The 16,317-nt window shown below is 42.6% G+C and carries 16 protein-coding genes; 6 read left to right on the plus strand and 10 right to left on the minus strand.

Annotated features, from left to right (window positions below; genetic code table 11):
* Nucleotides 1-6 precede the first annotated feature (6 nt).
* Nucleotides 7-2,403, plus strand: coding sequence for a hypothetical protein (locus PQ469_RS08650; protein WP_274212596.1), 2,397 nt, complete (start codon nt 7-9; stop codon nt 2,401-2,403).
* A gap of 20 nt (nt 2,404-2,423) precedes the next feature.
* Here PQ469_RS08650 and PQ469_RS08655 read toward each other — a convergent pair whose 3' ends face one another.
* The 3 genes from PQ469_RS08655 to PQ469_RS08665 form a co-directional block, all read right to left on the minus strand.
* Nucleotides 2,424-3,146, minus strand: a complete 723-nt coding sequence (locus PQ469_RS08655) for a helix-turn-helix domain-containing protein (RefSeq protein WP_274212597.1) — start codon at nt 3,144-3,146, stop codon at nt 2,424-2,426.
* A 265-nt stretch (nt 3,147-3,411) separates the two neighbouring features.
* Nucleotides 3,412-4,383, minus strand: coding sequence for an aldo/keto reductase (locus PQ469_RS08660; protein WP_274212598.1), 972 nt, complete (start codon nt 4,381-4,383; stop codon nt 3,412-3,414).
* A 187-nt stretch (nt 4,384-4,570) separates the two neighbouring features.
* Entirely contained in the window at nt 4,571-5,020 is a 450-nt protein-coding gene (locus tag PQ469_RS08665; RefSeq protein ID WP_274212599.1) for a hypothetical protein, read from the minus strand.
* A gap of 276 nt (nt 5,021-5,296) precedes the next feature.
* On the opposite strand from PQ469_RS08665, the gene PQ469_RS08670 reads away from it, so the two are divergent.
* On the plus strand, nt 5,297-5,728 hold the full coding sequence (locus PQ469_RS08670) for a DUF1801 domain-containing protein (protein ID WP_274212600.1): 432 nt from the start codon (nt 5,297-5,299) through the stop codon (nt 5,726-5,728).
* Between the two features lie 55 nt (nt 5,729-5,783).
* Here PQ469_RS08670 and PQ469_RS08675 read toward each other — a convergent pair whose 3' ends face one another.
* The 4 genes from PQ469_RS08675 to PQ469_RS08690 form a co-directional block, all read right to left on the minus strand.
* Complete coding sequence (locus PQ469_RS08675) at nt 5,784-6,335, minus strand: nuclear transport factor 2 family protein (protein ID WP_274212601.1); 552 nt, start codon at nt 6,333-6,335, stop codon at nt 5,784-5,786.
* 62 nt (nt 6,336-6,397) lie between these two features.
* Nucleotides 6,398-6,823, minus strand: a complete 426-nt coding sequence (locus tag PQ469_RS08680) for a tautomerase family protein (RefSeq protein ID WP_274212602.1) — start codon at nt 6,821-6,823, stop codon at nt 6,398-6,400.
* Between the two features lie 46 nt (nt 6,824-6,869).
* Nucleotides 6,870-7,445, minus strand: coding sequence for a Crp/Fnr family transcriptional regulator (locus PQ469_RS08685; protein ID WP_274212603.1), 576 nt, complete (start codon nt 7,443-7,445; stop codon nt 6,870-6,872).
* A gap of 111 nt (nt 7,446-7,556) precedes the next feature.
* Nucleotides 7,557-7,904 (minus strand): winged helix-turn-helix transcriptional regulator, encoded by a 348-nt coding sequence (locus tag PQ469_RS08690; protein ID WP_274212604.1) that lies wholly within the window; start codon nt 7,902-7,904, stop codon nt 7,557-7,559.
* Nucleotides 7,905-8,010: 106 nt separating this feature from the next.
* Here PQ469_RS08690 and PQ469_RS08695 point away from each other — a divergent pair, with 106 nt between their 5' ends.
* Nucleotides 8,011-8,607 carry a short chain dehydrogenase gene (locus PQ469_RS08695; protein ID WP_274212605.1) on the plus strand — a complete coding sequence of 199 codons (597 nt, stop codon included), beginning with the start codon at nt 8,011-8,013 and terminating at the stop codon, nt 8,605-8,607.
* Nucleotides 8,608-8,781: 174 nt separating this feature from the next.
* The gene (locus PQ469_RS08700) at nt 8,782-9,840 is read left to right on the plus strand and encodes an alpha/beta hydrolase (RefSeq protein WP_274212606.1); all 1,059 of its coding nucleotides are present in this window, start codon (nt 8,782-8,784) and stop codon (nt 9,838-9,840) included.
* Between the two features lie 24 nt (nt 9,841-9,864).
* On the opposite strand, the gene PQ469_RS08705 is transcribed toward PQ469_RS08700, so the two are convergent.
* The 3 genes from PQ469_RS08705 to PQ469_RS08715 all read right to left on the minus strand — a co-directional run bounded on the left by PQ469_RS08705 (nt 9,865) and on the right by PQ469_RS08715 (nt 13,075).
* On the minus strand, nt 9,865-11,475 hold the full coding sequence (locus PQ469_RS08705) for a hypothetical protein (protein WP_274212607.1): 1,611 nt from the start codon (nt 11,473-11,475) through the stop codon (nt 9,865-9,867).
* A gap of 289 nt (nt 11,476-11,764) precedes the next feature.
* Nucleotides 11,765-12,652, minus strand: coding sequence for a dienelactone hydrolase family protein (locus PQ469_RS08710; RefSeq protein WP_274212608.1), 888 nt, complete (start codon nt 12,650-12,652; stop codon nt 11,765-11,767).
* A 294-nt stretch (nt 12,653-12,946) separates the two neighbouring features.
* A complete protein-coding gene (locus tag PQ469_RS08715; RefSeq protein ID WP_255369849.1) occupies nt 12,947-13,075 on the minus strand; it encodes a hypothetical protein in 129 nt (42 codons plus the stop codon).
* Nucleotides 13,076-13,478: 403 nt separating this feature from the next.
* Between PQ469_RS08715 and PQ469_RS08720 the strand changes: the two genes are divergently transcribed.
* Both PQ469_RS08720 and PQ469_RS08725 read left to right on the plus strand, forming a co-directional pair.
* Nucleotides 13,479-15,779: an ATP-dependent helicase gene (locus tag PQ469_RS08720; RefSeq protein ID WP_274212609.1), complete on the plus strand. Its 2,301-nt coding sequence runs from the start codon at nt 13,479-13,481 to the stop codon at nt 15,777-15,779.
* A 149-nt stretch (nt 15,780-15,928) separates the two neighbouring features.
* A complete protein-coding gene (locus tag PQ469_RS08725) occupies nt 15,929-16,297 on the plus strand; it encodes a helix-turn-helix domain-containing protein (RefSeq protein WP_274212610.1) in 369 nt (122 codons plus the stop codon).
* Nucleotides 16,298-16,317: the final 20 nt, after the last annotated feature.

Raw genomic sequence — 16,317 nt, forward strand, 5'->3', positions numbered from 1 at the left:
CAAACCATGAAAAAAATTACCAGTATTTTTTTCGCAATAGCGATCATGTCGATAACCAGGTTGTTTGGGCAGGTATTACCCGAAGTGCAGGCCAATTTTAATGATTACACATCAAACGCGCTGCAGGAAAAGTTATTTGTACATACCGATAAAAACGGCTATACCGCGGGGGAAGTACTTTGGTTTAAAGTATATAATGTGGATGGTGTTTTTATAAAACCCCTTGGTTTAAGTAAGGTGGTTTATGTTGAAGTACTTGATGATAAGCAAACGCCGGTTTTACAAACAAAAATTGCCATGAAGGATGGCAGCGGTAACGGATCATTGTATATCCCGGTAAATTTACCAACGGGTAACTTTGTATTGCGGGCTTATACCAGCTGGATGAAAAACTTTAGCCCCGATTATTATTATTCAAAAAAGGTGGTCATTATAAACCCGCTGAAGATCCCGGAAAAGGCAGAAAAAGCCCAATTGGTCGCCTATGATATCCAGTTTTTTCCTGAAGGTGGCCACCTGGTTAGTGGTATGGAAAGTATAGTAGGGGTAAAAGCTGCCGATCAATTTGGTAAAGGCGTAAATTTTAGGGGGGCCATTGTTAATCAGAACAATGATACGGTAGCCAGGTTTGAGCCTTTGAAATTCGGAATCGGACGGTTTGTTTTTAAGCCTCAAATTAATGCCACCTACCGTGCCCTAATTAAAATTGAAGGGAAAGTAATACAAAAGGATATGCCGGCCATAAGCGATAAAGGCTATGTAATGAGCTTAAAAGATAATGGCAGCGGCCAGCTTTCAGTTAGTGTTAATACAAACCTGCCTGATGGCAACGTTTTTCTTTTTGCTCAAAGCCATCAGGTGGTTAAAGCAGTGCAATCATCTGCTGTAAACAACGGTATAGCCAATTTTATTGTAGATAAAGGCAGGCTTGGTGAGGGGATATCGCAGATAACAGTTTTTAGCGCCGATAAAAAGCCTGTTTGCGAACGCCTTTATTTTAAACGCCCAACAAAAAAACTATCTATCAGCGCCAGTGCAAGCGCTGCACAGTACGCTATACGTAAAAAAGCTGATGTTGCTTTAACTGCGCAAGGTGCCGATAAAAAGCCGGTTGCCGCCAGTCTGTCGGTATCTGTTTACAGGATAGATTCGTTGCAACACAACCAACAGGAAGATATCCTGAGTTACTTATGGTTAAAATCGGATTTGAGGGGAGAGGTTGAATCGCCGGGGTATTATTTTAATGATCAAAACGCGGCAGTTACCCAGGCTGCAGACAACCTGATGCTTACCCAGGGCTGGCGAAGTTTTGCCTGGGACGATGTGTTAAATAAAAAAACACCGGCTTTTAATTTTTTACCCGAGTTAAATGGCCCGGTTATTACTGCTACCCTGGTTAATAAATTGAATAACCAACCCGAAAAAGATATCCAGGCCTACCTGGGCATACCTGGTAAACATATCCAGCTATATGCCGCTAAAAGTGATGCACGTGGTAAACTGGTATTTAACATGCGTAACTTTTACGGGCCAAATGAAATTGTTGTTGAAACCAATACCGCTGTTGATACCAATTACCGGATAGATGTATTGACACCATTCTCTGACCAGTTTGCTAAAGCGGCAACGCCGCATTTTGACGTTACACCAGGCCTGCAAACAACTTTTGAAGATGCAGCATTAGCCATGCAGGTGCAAAATATCTACAACGGTGCAAAAATGAGGCAGTTCGTCGACTCGTATCCGGATACCACGGCATTTTATGGAACACCATATAAAACTTACCTGTTGGATAACTATACCCGCTTTACCACGATGGAGGAAGTAATGCGCGAATACATCAGGGAGGCAAACGTTTTTCATACCGGCAACCAATTTCATGTAAAAGTGGTTACCGGTATTGGCATAGGTTTCCTGGCCGATGATGACCCAATGATGCTGATAGATGGCGTACCTTTTTTTGATATGAATAAAGTATTTAAGGTTGATCCGCTCAAAATTCGTAAACTGGAGGATGTACCATATAACTACTCGCTGGGGCCATCATATGAGCACGGGATATTTAGTTTTACCAGCTACAAAGGCGACCTTGGAGGTGCCGAAATAGATCCGCATGCTGTGGTACTCGATTATGAAGGGTTGCAGCAGGAACGCCGGTTTTACTCGCCGGCCTATGATACCGAGGCGCAGGCTGCCAGCCACATGCCCGATTTCAGGAATGTACTTTACTGGTCACCATCTGTAAATACAGGTGCCGATGGTAAGCAACAATTGTCATTTTATACATCCGATCAACCCGGTACTTATGTTGGCGTAATACAAGGGATAACCCAAAGCGGCGAGGCGGGCAGCCAAACCTTTAGTTTTGAAGTGAAACCAAACTATTCATCACAGATAAAGTAAGAAGATTTCAGGGCTGGTTGCTACCCCGTAGGCGCCTTGCCAAACTTTTTCTTGAAAGAATGCGAGAAGTGAGAGAGGCTTTCAAAACCCAGGTCGAGGTAAATGGCGGATGGTCTTTTGTTTTTGGTTTCTATAAGATGGCGGGCTTCCGTCAGCCTTTTTTCTTGCAGCCAGTGCCTGGGCGCCATGCCGAATGTTTTTTGGAAGTCGCGCTTAAATCCGGCAAGGCTTCGCCCCGTGAGTTGCGCAAATTTTTCAACGGGGAGATTGAAATGAAAATTGCGAAGCATGAATTTTTCCAGGTCAATCTTATACGGTTCGGAGAAGTCGAACAGAAAGTTCCTGAGTTCGGGCATAATATGCAGCAGCAGCTTTACACCCTCATTTACTTTTAAAATACCCAGGTCAGTCGTCAGTTTTTCTGCCGGATTACGTACATAAGGTATTACAGACTGAAAATAACCTTGCAGAAAATCGTTTGCGGGAATAAGAATATTGGGAGGGCCAGTGTATTTATGCTGTATATCTATATGCTCGTCCAGCGCTATTTTCCTGAGCAAGTCTTCCTGCAACGAAATCACGATGGTTTCGTAATCCTCATCAGGTAGAGGCGTTTTGGTGATCTGGCCCAGTTGATTTTTGCCTATCAGCAACATCTCGCCCCTCTTCATCGAAATTTTTTGGCCCGAGGTTTCTAAAGTAAACTGGCCGGAAACCTGCAATACCAGGGTATGATGCGACATAAAACCCACCCTATGCTTTTGCCGGGTAGAGAGATAGGAATAAAATATTACTCCTGGTATTATTTCGGTTGGATTTGTCACGACGTAAAGATATAAAACAAGCGGGGCTTATGGCCAAAGCGCAGCAAGCAAAAAATAAAGGGGAAATAATATCCAACACTGAATGTCGAATATCCAACACTGAAGTTTTTCCTCATTATTCGATATTCGACATTCAGTGTTCGATATTTCAATCTTCCATTTTAACTAATTGCACAGCAAAACCTTATCGCTGCAGATACGTGCCTCCAAGTATAGCACCAGGAGCAAATTGCGTGTTAAGTGTATTCATCTCGCCGGGGGTAAATTCAATCTCCATAGCCTGGATATTCTCCGGCAGGCGGGTCCTGCGGCTCATGCTTACCAATGGCATAATGTCATCACCCTGCGCATTCACCCAGGCTATCGCCAGTTGGGTAGGAGTGGCCCCTTTTTCCCTGGCCATTGTTTTCAATACCTCTACCTTCTCCAGGTTTTTTACCAGATTATCGCCCTGGAAACGCGAGAAGTGGCTGTGATAATCATTGGCCGCCAGCGGTGCCTTCATGTCACCGGTAAGCAGGCCTTCGGCGGTGTTGGCAAAGGCCACTACGCCAATACCCAGTTCTTTCGCTGTAGGTAGCAAGTCGGTTTCTATCTGGCGGTCTGCTAATGAATAACCTATTTCCAGCGCCGTTACAGGGTGTACGCTATGGGCCTTACGCAGCTGATCGGCAGTTATTTCAGAAACGCCAAGGTAACGTACCTTTCCTTCTTTAATCATATCGGCAACAGTGCCAATCACATCCTCTATCGGAACGCTGTTATCAAGCCTGCAGGGCTGATACAGGTCAATGGTATCTATCCCCAAACGCACCAGCGAATAGTTGATGAAGTTTTTGATGGCTGCGGGACGCAAATCCAACCCTATCCATTGGCCGTTATAGAAAATAGCGCCAAATTTAACGCTGATGAATGCGTCGTCCCTTCGGCCTTTGATGGCTTTGCCTACCAGCAGCTCGTTATGGCCACTTCCATAAAAATCGCCTGTATTCAGGAAATTAATCCCGTTATCTAATGCCGCCTGAATGGTTGCAATACTCTCACTTTCGTCATTCACCGGTCCGCCCCAAACCGACGACATGCGCATGCAGCCTAATCCGAGTTTAGAAACCAATGGCCCATTGTTGCCAAGGTTTATTTTTGTTATGTTTTTCATAGCTGATATTTATCTTTTAACGATACAAAGATCAGCTTTATACCCTATGCCCGGTGTCTTTTACGGCTCAATTTACTTGTCTGTGTGGCTCAATTACCCGAGGTGTTTATTTTACTGACTTAGCCAGGACATAGTGCCGCAAGCTTGGTTGCTGGTTTTATCGGGTAACTTATGCGTATAAAGACCTTCAGTAAACTCCGTTATAAAAACTCTTTTTAAACCTTACCTGCATAATGGCATGCATCAGCAGTTGAATGCCGATATAAAAAAAGCCAAACATCCACCAGCGGCCCATCTGCACTGTTCTGGCCGAAAATAAATCAGCAATTAAATTTGCTGCGAAAAATAGGGGCATAGCACATAAAAACCAGTAAACAATTCTTATAAAATACAGCGATAGCATATTTTGGGGTAAGTAGAATTTTATGCGGTTGATGAATAACAATTCCAGCCAGTGCCCGCAAAAAACAATACAAAACACTACCGACCAAATCATTTCAAACAACACAAGTTTGCTTTTTCCGCCGGATGGAAATACGTGAACCCAATATAAAATGGCAGCAATTATTGTTGTAGTAATAATTGTGCGGATAACTGTGTGAACAAATGACTCTGTATTTTTTTCAGAATTTCCCATCTGTTAAGCTTAGCTTTGGTTTATAGCGATCTGATATAAATCTGTTAACGCAATTTAAGCTATTTTACCTTTTTAGTCTGCCTGAATAAACGAAAGTTTTTTAAAAATATAAGGCTTGCAGGCTGGTGGTTTTACCAGCTTGAAATTTGGATGGTGGATCAAAGCAAAGAACAAGGCACTTTCGAAAAAACGTAAAAGAGGCGAATTGCTGAATGACCAAAAACAAAGTGAGTCTTTGAAAAATAGGATTAATTAACCCATAATTCAATATTTAATATGAACGTACAAGAAGAAATCAAAACGTACATCGCCGGCCAGCCCGAACCCAAACGTGTTGAAATGCAGGAGTTGCATGAGTTTATACTACGAGTATTACCAGGATGCAAAATATGGTTTCTTGATGGTAAAGACAGTGAAAATAAAACGGTTTCAAATCCTAATATAGGATACGGATCTTACACTATTAAATATGCCGATGGCAAAACCAGGGAGCTTTATCAGATTGGGTTGAGCGCAAACACAACCGGAATATCTGTTTACATCCTCGGCATTAAGGATAAAACATACTTAGCACAAACGTTTGGAAAAACATTGGGCAAGGCCAGCGTAACCGGTTATTGTATTAAGTTTAAAACAGTAAAAAATATAAACCTTGATGTACTTGCAGCTGCAATTCAATATGGCGTTGCAGCTACAAGTGAAAGTTAAATTTTAAATCGGGGTATTACCAGCAAGTTTGATGCTTTGGTATCCCGGCTGGAATTTATTGCGCGGCACCCGGTACAGTAAGTTGTTGCCGTTTTTTTAGTGCTGGCTGTTTAAAGTATTCGATGAGTTCCAGGGAGTAAATAACACTGGTGATCTTCCATTTTCCATCTCTTTTTATCAGGCCCAGGTATTTGTTGCCCCAGTTGGTCATTTTATTATCGGCCCAAAAACTATAATCCAAAGTTACGGATGCAACTGTTCCATCTTCAATAATTTGAATATTATCAAACTTGTCTTCGGTTGTTTTATAGCTGAACAATGATCTGAAAAAGCCCTTGTAGCTTCCCGAAAAATAATTACTGCCTGCCTTTTTTGCTCCTTTCCGTTCTATTTCTTTGGCTTGCGATTCGTCTTTAAGGGCGGCACACCAGGTAACAGGGCCATCGTTGAACAAATTGTAAAATGCTGTGGAATCCTTTTCAATTACGCTTTTTATGTAGGTGTTTATAAGGGTACTTATTTCTTTTTTATTGGCTGTGGTGCGTTGAGCGTGTGATTGCTGTATGGTTATTAATAGTATTAACAAGATGAGTTTTATGGTTTTCATTCCGGGTGATTTTATAAGATTTATAGAGTGACAAATACAGACGAACGGGATAAGACAGGGCGTTAAACGCCTGGGCTAACTGTGTTAGGTTTTGTTTGATTAGTGATGTAGTTATACTCCATAGTTGTGCCGTTGTAGCCGTATGCATCTGCTTTCATTTCCTGGATGGCGGTGTAACTTGCCGGGTGGATATTGCCAAGAAGCGTAGTTAAGGCAATATGTATAGCATCAATATAATTGGCCTTCTCAATTTTAAGGTTGGATGAGTCGGTAATTTTGATGTCGAGATGAAAGCTTTTTGCCTGTAATTCGGCCAGGGACAAGGAATTGATAAACCAGAGATAATTCGGAACAAACGATACGACGACTGCCGTAACCTCAGGCTTTTTATTTAAAACATCTTTTGTGATTCTGCTGATCTCAGTTGCAAGCTGTTGGGCTAAAGCAGGATCTTCGGGGCCGCTTACTTTTAAATTGATTATTGGCATACTTCAATGTGATTAATGAAGTACGAAGTTCAGTTTAAAGTATACCTTATTTATTGATATATGTTAAGAGTTTGATGCGGCTGAGTGATTCGGGTTTAACACCTAAATAAGACGCGATATGGTATTGCGAAACCCGCTGTTCTATCCCCGGATAAAGTGAGTTCAGATTTTCCAGTCGCTGTGATGCCGAATACTTTAAAAACGATGTTTCCCGCTTACATTTCCTGATAAAGTATGTATCAGAAATATATTTGCCGAGTTTAAGAAAAGCGCTATCCTGGGCAATAAGGTTATTTAGCTTTTGGTAACTGATATAATGGATGGTGCAGTCGGTTAGGGCTTCTATATTGCAATTGGTGGCTGTTTGGGTTAAAAAGCTGGTATAAGCACTTACAAAATCATTATCAAAATAAAAATCATTGTTAAATTCCTCTTCATCGTTCCTTACATACGATCTGAGCGTTCCGGACGATACAAAACCAATAAAATTACATACCGAACCTTCGCTGATCAAATGCTCCTTTTTCTTTAAGTCTTTTGTTTTCAGCAGCCAACAAAATGTTTCCCAATGATGAATATCCATTCCTAACTTTTGGGTAAATAAAACTACTAATTGTTCCATTTTACGGCTATTTGAGGGATGGTTTAAAGATAAGTTTAATTTTGCTGCGTTAACATCCTGTCAACTATTATAAAATATGGCTGTGGTATGGTGCAAATGTTATCAACGGGATTATTCCGCTACCACAATGTTTTTGCGGCCCCAATCGGCCAGCAACTGCATAACATCGTTTAGCGACTGTCCTTTTTCGGTAAGCGTGTATTCTACCTTCGGTGGTACCTGGGCATATACTTTACGGGTTATAATACCATCGGCTTCCAGTTCTTTTAAATGCCTCGATAAAACTTTCAACGCTATTCCTGGTATTGTTTTATGTAGCTCGCCAAACCGCTTGGGGCCGGTTATCAAAATCCAGATAATAACGGGTTTCCACTTGCCACCTACAATGCCAATAGCCGCCGTTATGGGGCAATCGCAAACCGGGTCGATATATTTTTTATTTATTTCTGCTGTTAACATATTGGTATTTAACATTAGTGACAAATTTGTCAATACTTGACAACTGTGCCATTACTTGACAAAAGTAAAGTATTGGCTTAATATTGTTGAAAAAAAGAAAGCTATTATGAAAATAATTATTGTAGGTGCCACAGGCACAATTGGAAAACACATTACCGAAGCATTGCAAAAGGACAATGAAGTGATAAAGGCCGGATCAAAAAGCGGCGACTTGCAGGTGGATATCTCTTCGCCCGAATCGATAGAAAACTTTTACAAACAGGCAGGCAAGTTTGATGCCCTGGTTTGCGCAAGCGGAGATGGCCATTTTGGGCCCCTGGGCAGTATGAAGGATGCTGATTTCAGGATTGGAGTTAACAGCAAACTGATGGGGCAGGTTAACCTGGTATTGATAGGCCAGCACTACATCAACCCAAAAGGGTCGTTTACTTTAACTTCGGGCTCGTTGGCCGAGGATCCGATTGTGTTAGGGGCTAATTTAAGCGCGATGAACGGCGCTATCAACGGTTTTGTGCGCGGAGCAGCGGTTGAGCTTGAAAACAACGTACGCATAAATGTTGTGGCACCTGATGTGGTAGAAGAATCGCCGGCCTATTTCCCATATTTTCATGGGCATATCCCGGTGAGCATGCACCGGGTAACGCAGGCGTACCTAAAAAGCGTACTGGGCAGCCAAACGGGGCAAGTTTATAAAGTATTGTAATGGGCGGTAGCGTTGTTTATGAATAAATGCATTTGGCCTGCGGCTGGCTGAAATACCAGCCCCGGGCCGAACGCATTTGTGCAAAATTGCAATCCCTGAGATACACACCTAATGGTATTGTTACAAATATTAAGCGCTATGTTTTATACATTGTGCCCATAAACCAGTTCCATTATGTTGTTTAAAACCAGGATACTTTACCCAGCCATTGTGTTGTGGTTGTGCTCACTTGCTTCATTCGCCCAGCAAATAAATTATCCGCCTGCTGATAAGGTTGCAGCCGATTTTAAAAAGCTGCTTGAAAGGCCGCGTGTTTCGTTAAATCCCGCTTTTGAAGTAACCAAATCAGATTCGGTTATCATTGAGCATGGTTTTATTTACAGCGAAAAAAATGAAAGGGTACCCATGCTTATTTACAAGCCGGTTACCGGAACCGGACCGTACCCGGCGGTTATTTTTTTACATGGCACCGGCGGCCGCAAAGAGGATAACAAGAAAATATTGTACCAGTTGGCCAAACGCGGCATCATGGGCGTGGCCGTTGACGCCCGCTTTCATGGCGAACGTATTGCCGGCGGCGCACATGGCTCAACAGAGTATGTGGCAGCCGCTACCGCGGCCTGGGAAAATAAGGACAAAGCCCGCCAAACTCACCCATTTTTGTTTGATACCGCTTTTGACCTTTGGCGGGTAACCGATTACCTGGCGAGCCGGCCAGATGTTGATGCAAACCGTATTGGCATGGGCGGTATATCTATGGGCGGCATCGAAACGTGGCTTGCTGCATCGGCTGATACGCGGATAAAAGTAATTGTGCTGGATATTTCGGTACAAAGCTTCAAATGGTCGTTAGATAATGATAAATGGCAGGCGCGGGCCGGTACTATCCAGGGCGCTCACTTGCAAGCTGCTAAAGATCTTGGTGACTCCGTTTTAAATAAACGGAACGTAAAGGCGGTATGGGATAAATTGCTGCCCAATATTACCGGCGAATTTGACTGCCCCTCCATGCTTCGGCTAATGGCGCCGCGAGCGCTGCTGATTGTGGGTACCGAAAATGACCCGAATTGCCCATTACCCGGTGCAAACATCGCCTATGCATCGGCCATGCAGTCCTATGCCTCCAAAAAAGCTACTGATAAAATTAATCGCGATGTAACGCCGAAGCTTTTTCATACATCTACGCCGGAACATTTTAAAATGACGCTGGATTGGTTTAGTAAATGGTTGTAGGTTGGTAATTCTATCAGTGTCGCTTTAGGGCGTTGTTGCATCAAAATTCAGCAAATTATTTTTTACTGCATAAATGTGCTGTTCATCCGTCAGGTAAATGACGGTGTCTTCATATTTAAGCTGGTAAAAATTGCCCGGTAAATTATTATCCCGCCCCAGGCTTTTCATTAATAAAGTAAACTGGGTGTCGGGCCATCCGTATTTGGTGTGGAACGTATAAGAATGAGTTTTACCTTTAAATACATATTGTAATTTATAACCGCCGGTTACCTTTTTTTCGGTAATTCCTGTCGGATTAAATGCGCCGTGGGTAATCTCTGCAAAGTGGTTTAGTATGCTGGTATATGGAGTACGCGGTTCCATCGATGCGGTATGCAGCGGGTAAAGCACATGCGGAAAATTGGACAGAAGATTGTTTATCGAAAACCAATTGTCTGCTTTGGCGTCATCAACTGCTTTTTCTATTTCAAGTTGTGAAAGGTGGGCAAAAAGGCCGATCTTTTTCCACTCTGCAATGGTGCTGTCTACTCTGCCCGATGTAAGGGTATTGTCGTAGCTGTCCATACTTACCATCATATATCGCATACAAGGATTGTTCATAAATATTTCGGCTTGATCTCCAGTCAGCGCAATAACTGCCAAATACCTCAAATTGTCTTCGGCGAAACTACCGTCGCTAAACATGATATTATGTAACCGGAACGGCGATTGCTGGTCGGCCAAAACTTTATTGAAGATGCGGAAAAAAAGTTTTACAAAGATTTCTTCAGGTTGCAGTTTAGCTTGCCGGGCACCGTAATCAAATGTATCGCTCGTATATTTGTAAATACGGCCGTTGCAGGTTAAGCTCACTTTGAATTTTATTTCAGGTATACCCTCTGGCATCGAAGTCCGGTCTGTATCGCGTGTTGTGGTGTAACTAAAATTGGTAAAATTAAGCCCCGGCATTACGGATGATATATCGCGATGAAGCTGCTCCATCCAAAGATGAGGTTCGTCCGGATACTTTTTAAGATCGAGCGTTTTGCCACGTTTGCAATAGCGGTTTAATTCGTTACCCGATTCTATAACACCATTTTTAATATCGTTTTGGAGCTGTGTAAATGACGAATCGCTTACAATACCGGTTTTATGCAATTGTTCGGCAACCGGTAACAATTTGCCTGGCGTCAGCCACTCCAGTCTTGAACTCATTTCTGCCAAGCTGCCAACCATCTGTACATCCATCAAATAACTATTACTGTCTATACTTTTTAGCGTACGCGTATAAACTTTATCGGTTAGCAAACCTGCCTTCCTGATATTATTCAAAAGCAGGCGAAGAGAAGTATTAATGCTGTCCTGGCTTGTTTTATTGACAAAGGTATTTCTATAAGAAACAAAAACGCTGCCTACTTTATGCGAACTTATATGGAATATTTTTTGCAGTATGATACTTTGCAAACCCCAAAGAATAGCCACGCGAGAAGAAGCGTAGCCCTTATGTCTGCTGATCTCCTTGTTCAGCACCGGTCGCTGTTTGACGGTTATAATCCGGTATTTAATAAGGCTGTCAATAGCCGCGGTTGGCGACTGCCCCCAAACTTGGTTAAACAAACTGCAAAAAATGATCAGGGTGATAAGGTAACGTTTCATAACAGGCATGAAGATAAACATTATCACGGGATTTATTTAATATTTAGTTCCCCGCCCGCTCCCGATTCGCCGAATCGGATGATTATGCCTGTAGTTTGTAACTACAGCAATCATGTCATTTAATCTCGATAATAATGAGCCAATTGGTTACATAACTATTGTAGCCATTGGCTGGCTTAAGGCATTTCTGTAGTTGCTAACTACAGAAATAGCAGTTCGAAGGGATACTTCGAACTGCTTCGGCCAAGGCATAGTTTCTTAAGACTTCGACCTGTGTTCCCGATCAACCCTATTTCAACTGCTCTCCAAAAAAATCAATAGTACGCTTCCAGGCCAGTTCGGCGGCGGCTTTATCATACCGGGGGGTGGTGTCGTTATGAAAGCCATGGTTTACGTTTTGGTAAATAAATGTCTGGTACTTTTTGCCGTTCTCTTTTAGCGCCGCCTCATAGGCCGGCCAGCCCTCGGTAATCCTGGTATCCAACGAGGCATAATGCAGCATCAGCGGCGCATTAATTTTAGGTACATCTGCAGCAGCGGGCTGGGCACCGTAAAAAGGGACGGCAGCTGCCAAATCGGGCACGCGTACAGCCATGGTATTGGCAATACCTCCGCCGAAACAAAAACCTACCACACCTACCTTGCCGTTACAATCTTTATGGTTTTTAAGGTAATTGAAAGCTGCTATAAAGTCTTCTTCCATTTCGCCTTTATCGCGCTTGCTTTGCAGGGCACGGCCGGCATCGTCATTGCCCGGATAGCCGCCCAGCGGTGTAAGTGCATCTGGGGCGAGTGAAATAAAGCCCGCCAGGGAGGCCCTTCGGCCTACATCTTCAATATAGGGGTTTAAGCCGCGGTTTTCATGAACTACAATGATCCCCCCAAGCTTATTCTTAGCCTCAGCCGGTTTTGATAGCAAGCCTTTTATTGTCCCGCCGCCTTTTGGCGATGGATAATTGATATATCCTGATGTTAAGCGTGGATCATCGGGTTTAATTTGCACGTTGCCCTGGTAGTCGGGCATCAGGAAACTCATCAGGGCGGGTACAGTTAAGCCGCCAACTGCATAAAGCGAAAGCCTTTGCACAAAATCGCGTCGGTTAAGCCGGTTGTGTGCATAATCGTCATACAGGTCGAACACCTCCTGTTTAATGTCGTCTTTGTTTATCTGGCTCATAAAAAGGTTTTAGTCAAATTTAGCAATTCGGGGTAATGGGTTTGTTATTCAATTGGCAACAGCTTTGCTACGTACAGATGTTTTAATTATTTTGAGATATATAGTACGGACGAAGCCGATAGTAGGAAATAAGTTTAGCCCGATGCTGAGTAGTGAGGTGAAAAATATAAATTGTTGCTGTGAAGGTTGCTTATGCAGTATTAGTAACCATTCGCAAAAATACGGGAAGCAATGTAAATTATAAACACAAAAAGCCCGTTGGCTTAAGTTCAACAGGCTTTTTGTGTGGCGCGTTTATAGCAAAGGCTTTCTCTTGTACCTTTTGGCAAGGATTTTTGCAGCCTCGGTCTTTTCCTGTTTGATAGTTTTAGGGTCGCGCATTTCTTTGGTGGCCTCGTTCTTTTCTTTTTCCCTGGTTTCCATGGTGCAGTGTTTTAATTGTTATTAAGATAAGTTTCTTTTAGGTTAATTTGTTTTGATTTTTGAGTATTATAATGTCATTTTAATATCAAAAACAGAAACGTTTTTAATTTATTAGACTGTTTTTTTGCTTCAATCTATATATTACACGAATGTATTAAATATATAGTTAATAAAGAAGAGAAATAAATAAAAAAATAGGGCTAACTAATTATGGATGTGTAGATTACAGATATGTTGATTTTAGATGTGAAAATTGCTATCTGAGTTCAGACACCATCTGCACATCTTAAATCTGAAATTTGCACATCTGAAACCTCATTGTTAGTATTTCTATGCTAATCTTACTTTCCCCTTTCGGCACAAAACCTTAATTTCGCTGTTTCAAGAAAAAGAGGAAAAGATTTTGGATTATTTACAGGGTTTAAACCCCGAACAAAGGGCAGCAGTAGAGCAAACCGAAGGGCCGGTAATGATTATTGCCGGCGCCGGATCGGGCAAAACAAGGGTGATCACTTACCGGGTAGCACACCTTATCCGCAAGGGTGTTGATCCGTTTAATATATTGGTTTTAACATTTACCAACAAAGCCGCCCGCGAAATGCGCGAGCGTATCACGCATGTAGTTGGCCCTGAGGCCAAAAACATCTGGATGGGCACCTTTCACTCGGTATTTGCCAAAATTTTACGCGTAGAGGCCGAAAAAATTGGTTACCCCAGCAACTTTACCATTTATGATACAGACGATAGCAAAAGTGTATTGCGCGCCATTATCAAAGAGCTGAACGTAGATGATAAACTGTATGCGGTGAATTTTGTGCTTAACCGTATTTCGGCATCAAAAAATAACCTGATATCATTCAGGGAATATAACAAGAACGAGCAGATACAGGCCGATGATACGGCTACAGGGCGTGGGCAGTTGGGGAAAATTTACGAAATGTATGCTACCCGCTGTTTCCGTGCCGGCGCCATGGATTTTGACGATTTGCTTTACAAAACCAATGAGTTACTTAAATTGCACCCCGATGTGCTTAACAAATACCAGCACAAGTTTAAATACCTGATGGTTGATGAGTACCAGGATACTAACTTTTCGCAATACCTTATTGTGAAAAAACTGGCCGCTGTTAATGAAAATTTATGTGTTGTGGGTGATGATGCGCAAAGTATTTACGCTTTCCGTGGGGCAAATATTCAAAATATCCTGAATTTTGAGAAGGATTACCCCGATTTGAAGGTGTTTAAACTGGAGCAAAACTACCGGTCGACCCAGAATATTGTGAATGTTGCCAACAGCATCATCAGTAATAATAAAGAGCAGCTTAAAAAGAACGTTTTTAGCGAGAAAGAAGCCGGCGATAAAATAAAGATAATGCGTGCCTTCAGTGATAACGAAGAGGGCAAAATGGTGGCCGAGGCTATTATGGAAGACAGGAGTCGGCTGGGGAAAAAATGGAACGATTTTGCCATCCTGTACCGCACTAATGCCCAGTCGCGCTCAATGGAGGAGGCGTTACGAAAGTTGGGGGTGCCTTATAAAATTTACGGAGGACTATCATTTTATCAGCGTAAAGAGATCAAGGATTTAATCTCCTATTTCCGCCTCACGTTTAATCCCAATGATGAGGAAGCGCTGAAACGCGTTATTAATTACCCCAAACGCGGCATTGGCGATACCAGTGTTGACAGAATTATTGTAAGTGCCGATGCGCACCAGGTAACCCCCTGGGAGGTAATTGCCGAACCGGCTAAATATTATGATGGTAAGCCGCCATCGACCCTTGCTGCCTTTGCAACCATGATTCAAAGCTTCCAGGTGCTGGCCAAAACCAAATCAGCCTACGAGTCGGCTTTGTATATTGCGCAGCACTCAGGGCTTTTAAAAGACCTGTATGAGGATAAATCTGTAGAGGGGCTTAACCGTTACGAAAATATACAGGAGTTGCTGAACGGTATCAAAGAGTTTAGCGAGCGCGAGGATATTGAAGAGAAAGGCCTGGATGTTTTTATGCAGGATATTGCCCTGCTTACCAACGATGATAAGGATAAAGATAAGGATGCCGATACGGTATCGCTAATGACAATCCACTCATCAAAAGGGCTTGAGTTTTCGCAGGTGAACGTGGTGGGGCTCGAAGAAAACCTTTTCCCATCGCAAATGTCGCTCAACTCGCGCAGCGACCTGGAAGAAGAGCGACGTTTGTTTTACGTAGCTGTAACCCGTGCCGAATCAAAACTTACCATTAGCTATGCCACATCACGTTTTAAGTTTGGAACGCTTATTAGCTGCGAACCAAGCCGCTTTTTGGATGAGATAGATGCCAAATACCTTGAGCTTGATTATAGCGCCAAACCAACAACCAGCAACAACCCGTTTTTTGATGACGAGCGCAAAGCCTGGACCGGCGGGGGCAATAAACAACCTGATGCTTTCTCGAAACCGAAACCTGCAACATCGGCACCTGTAAAAACAACATCAATATTGGCCAAGGCACACGTGGTATCGGCTGGGTTTAAACCATCAGATACCTCAAACCTGCAGGTAGGTATGGAGGTAGAGCACGAACGCTTTGGCTTTGGCAAAGTGTTGAGCCTGGAAGGTAGCAAACCCGATGTTAAGGCCACTATCTTTTTTAAAGAAATAGGCCAAAAACAACTGTTGCTAAAATTTGCTAAACTGTATATAATTAACAATATAAACTAACAGTTAATTCCGATTTTGTGGAATTGTTTCCCCAATCACACCAATTTCGCCACATAGATTGTGTTGAGACGACACAGATTTAAAGGTAAATTAATGATGGCATAACGTTTGGATATGTTTTAATAATTAATTTATTATTGATACCCCAAATGAGCGAGAACACAAAAAAGAAGACAAATAAGTTTGTCGGCAAAAACATTCGTACCCTACGCCACCAGCACGGCTGGAGCCAGGAAGATGTAGCAAACCGTTTAGGCATTTCTATCCCTGCCTTTTCAAAAATTGAAACTGGGGTCACGGATATTAACCTCTCGCGCCTGGAACAAATTGCAAACATATTTGAGCTTAACGTAGTTAACCTGCTTGCACTTGATGCCGAAGAAATTGATCTTACACCATCCAACCTTAGCGTTGCCCAAAAGAAGCTGGTTGATCGTGAAACTGAGATTGCAAATTTGCAACGTAAAGTAATCTTACTTTATGAAGAATTGCGCAATAAAAGCGCTGTAGCCGTATAAATTTAATAGCTGTGTTGTAA

Source organism: Mucilaginibacter sp. KACC 22773, assembly GCF_028736215.1.
Lineage (GTDB): Bacteria > Bacteroidota > Bacteroidia > Sphingobacteriales > Sphingobacteriaceae > Mucilaginibacter.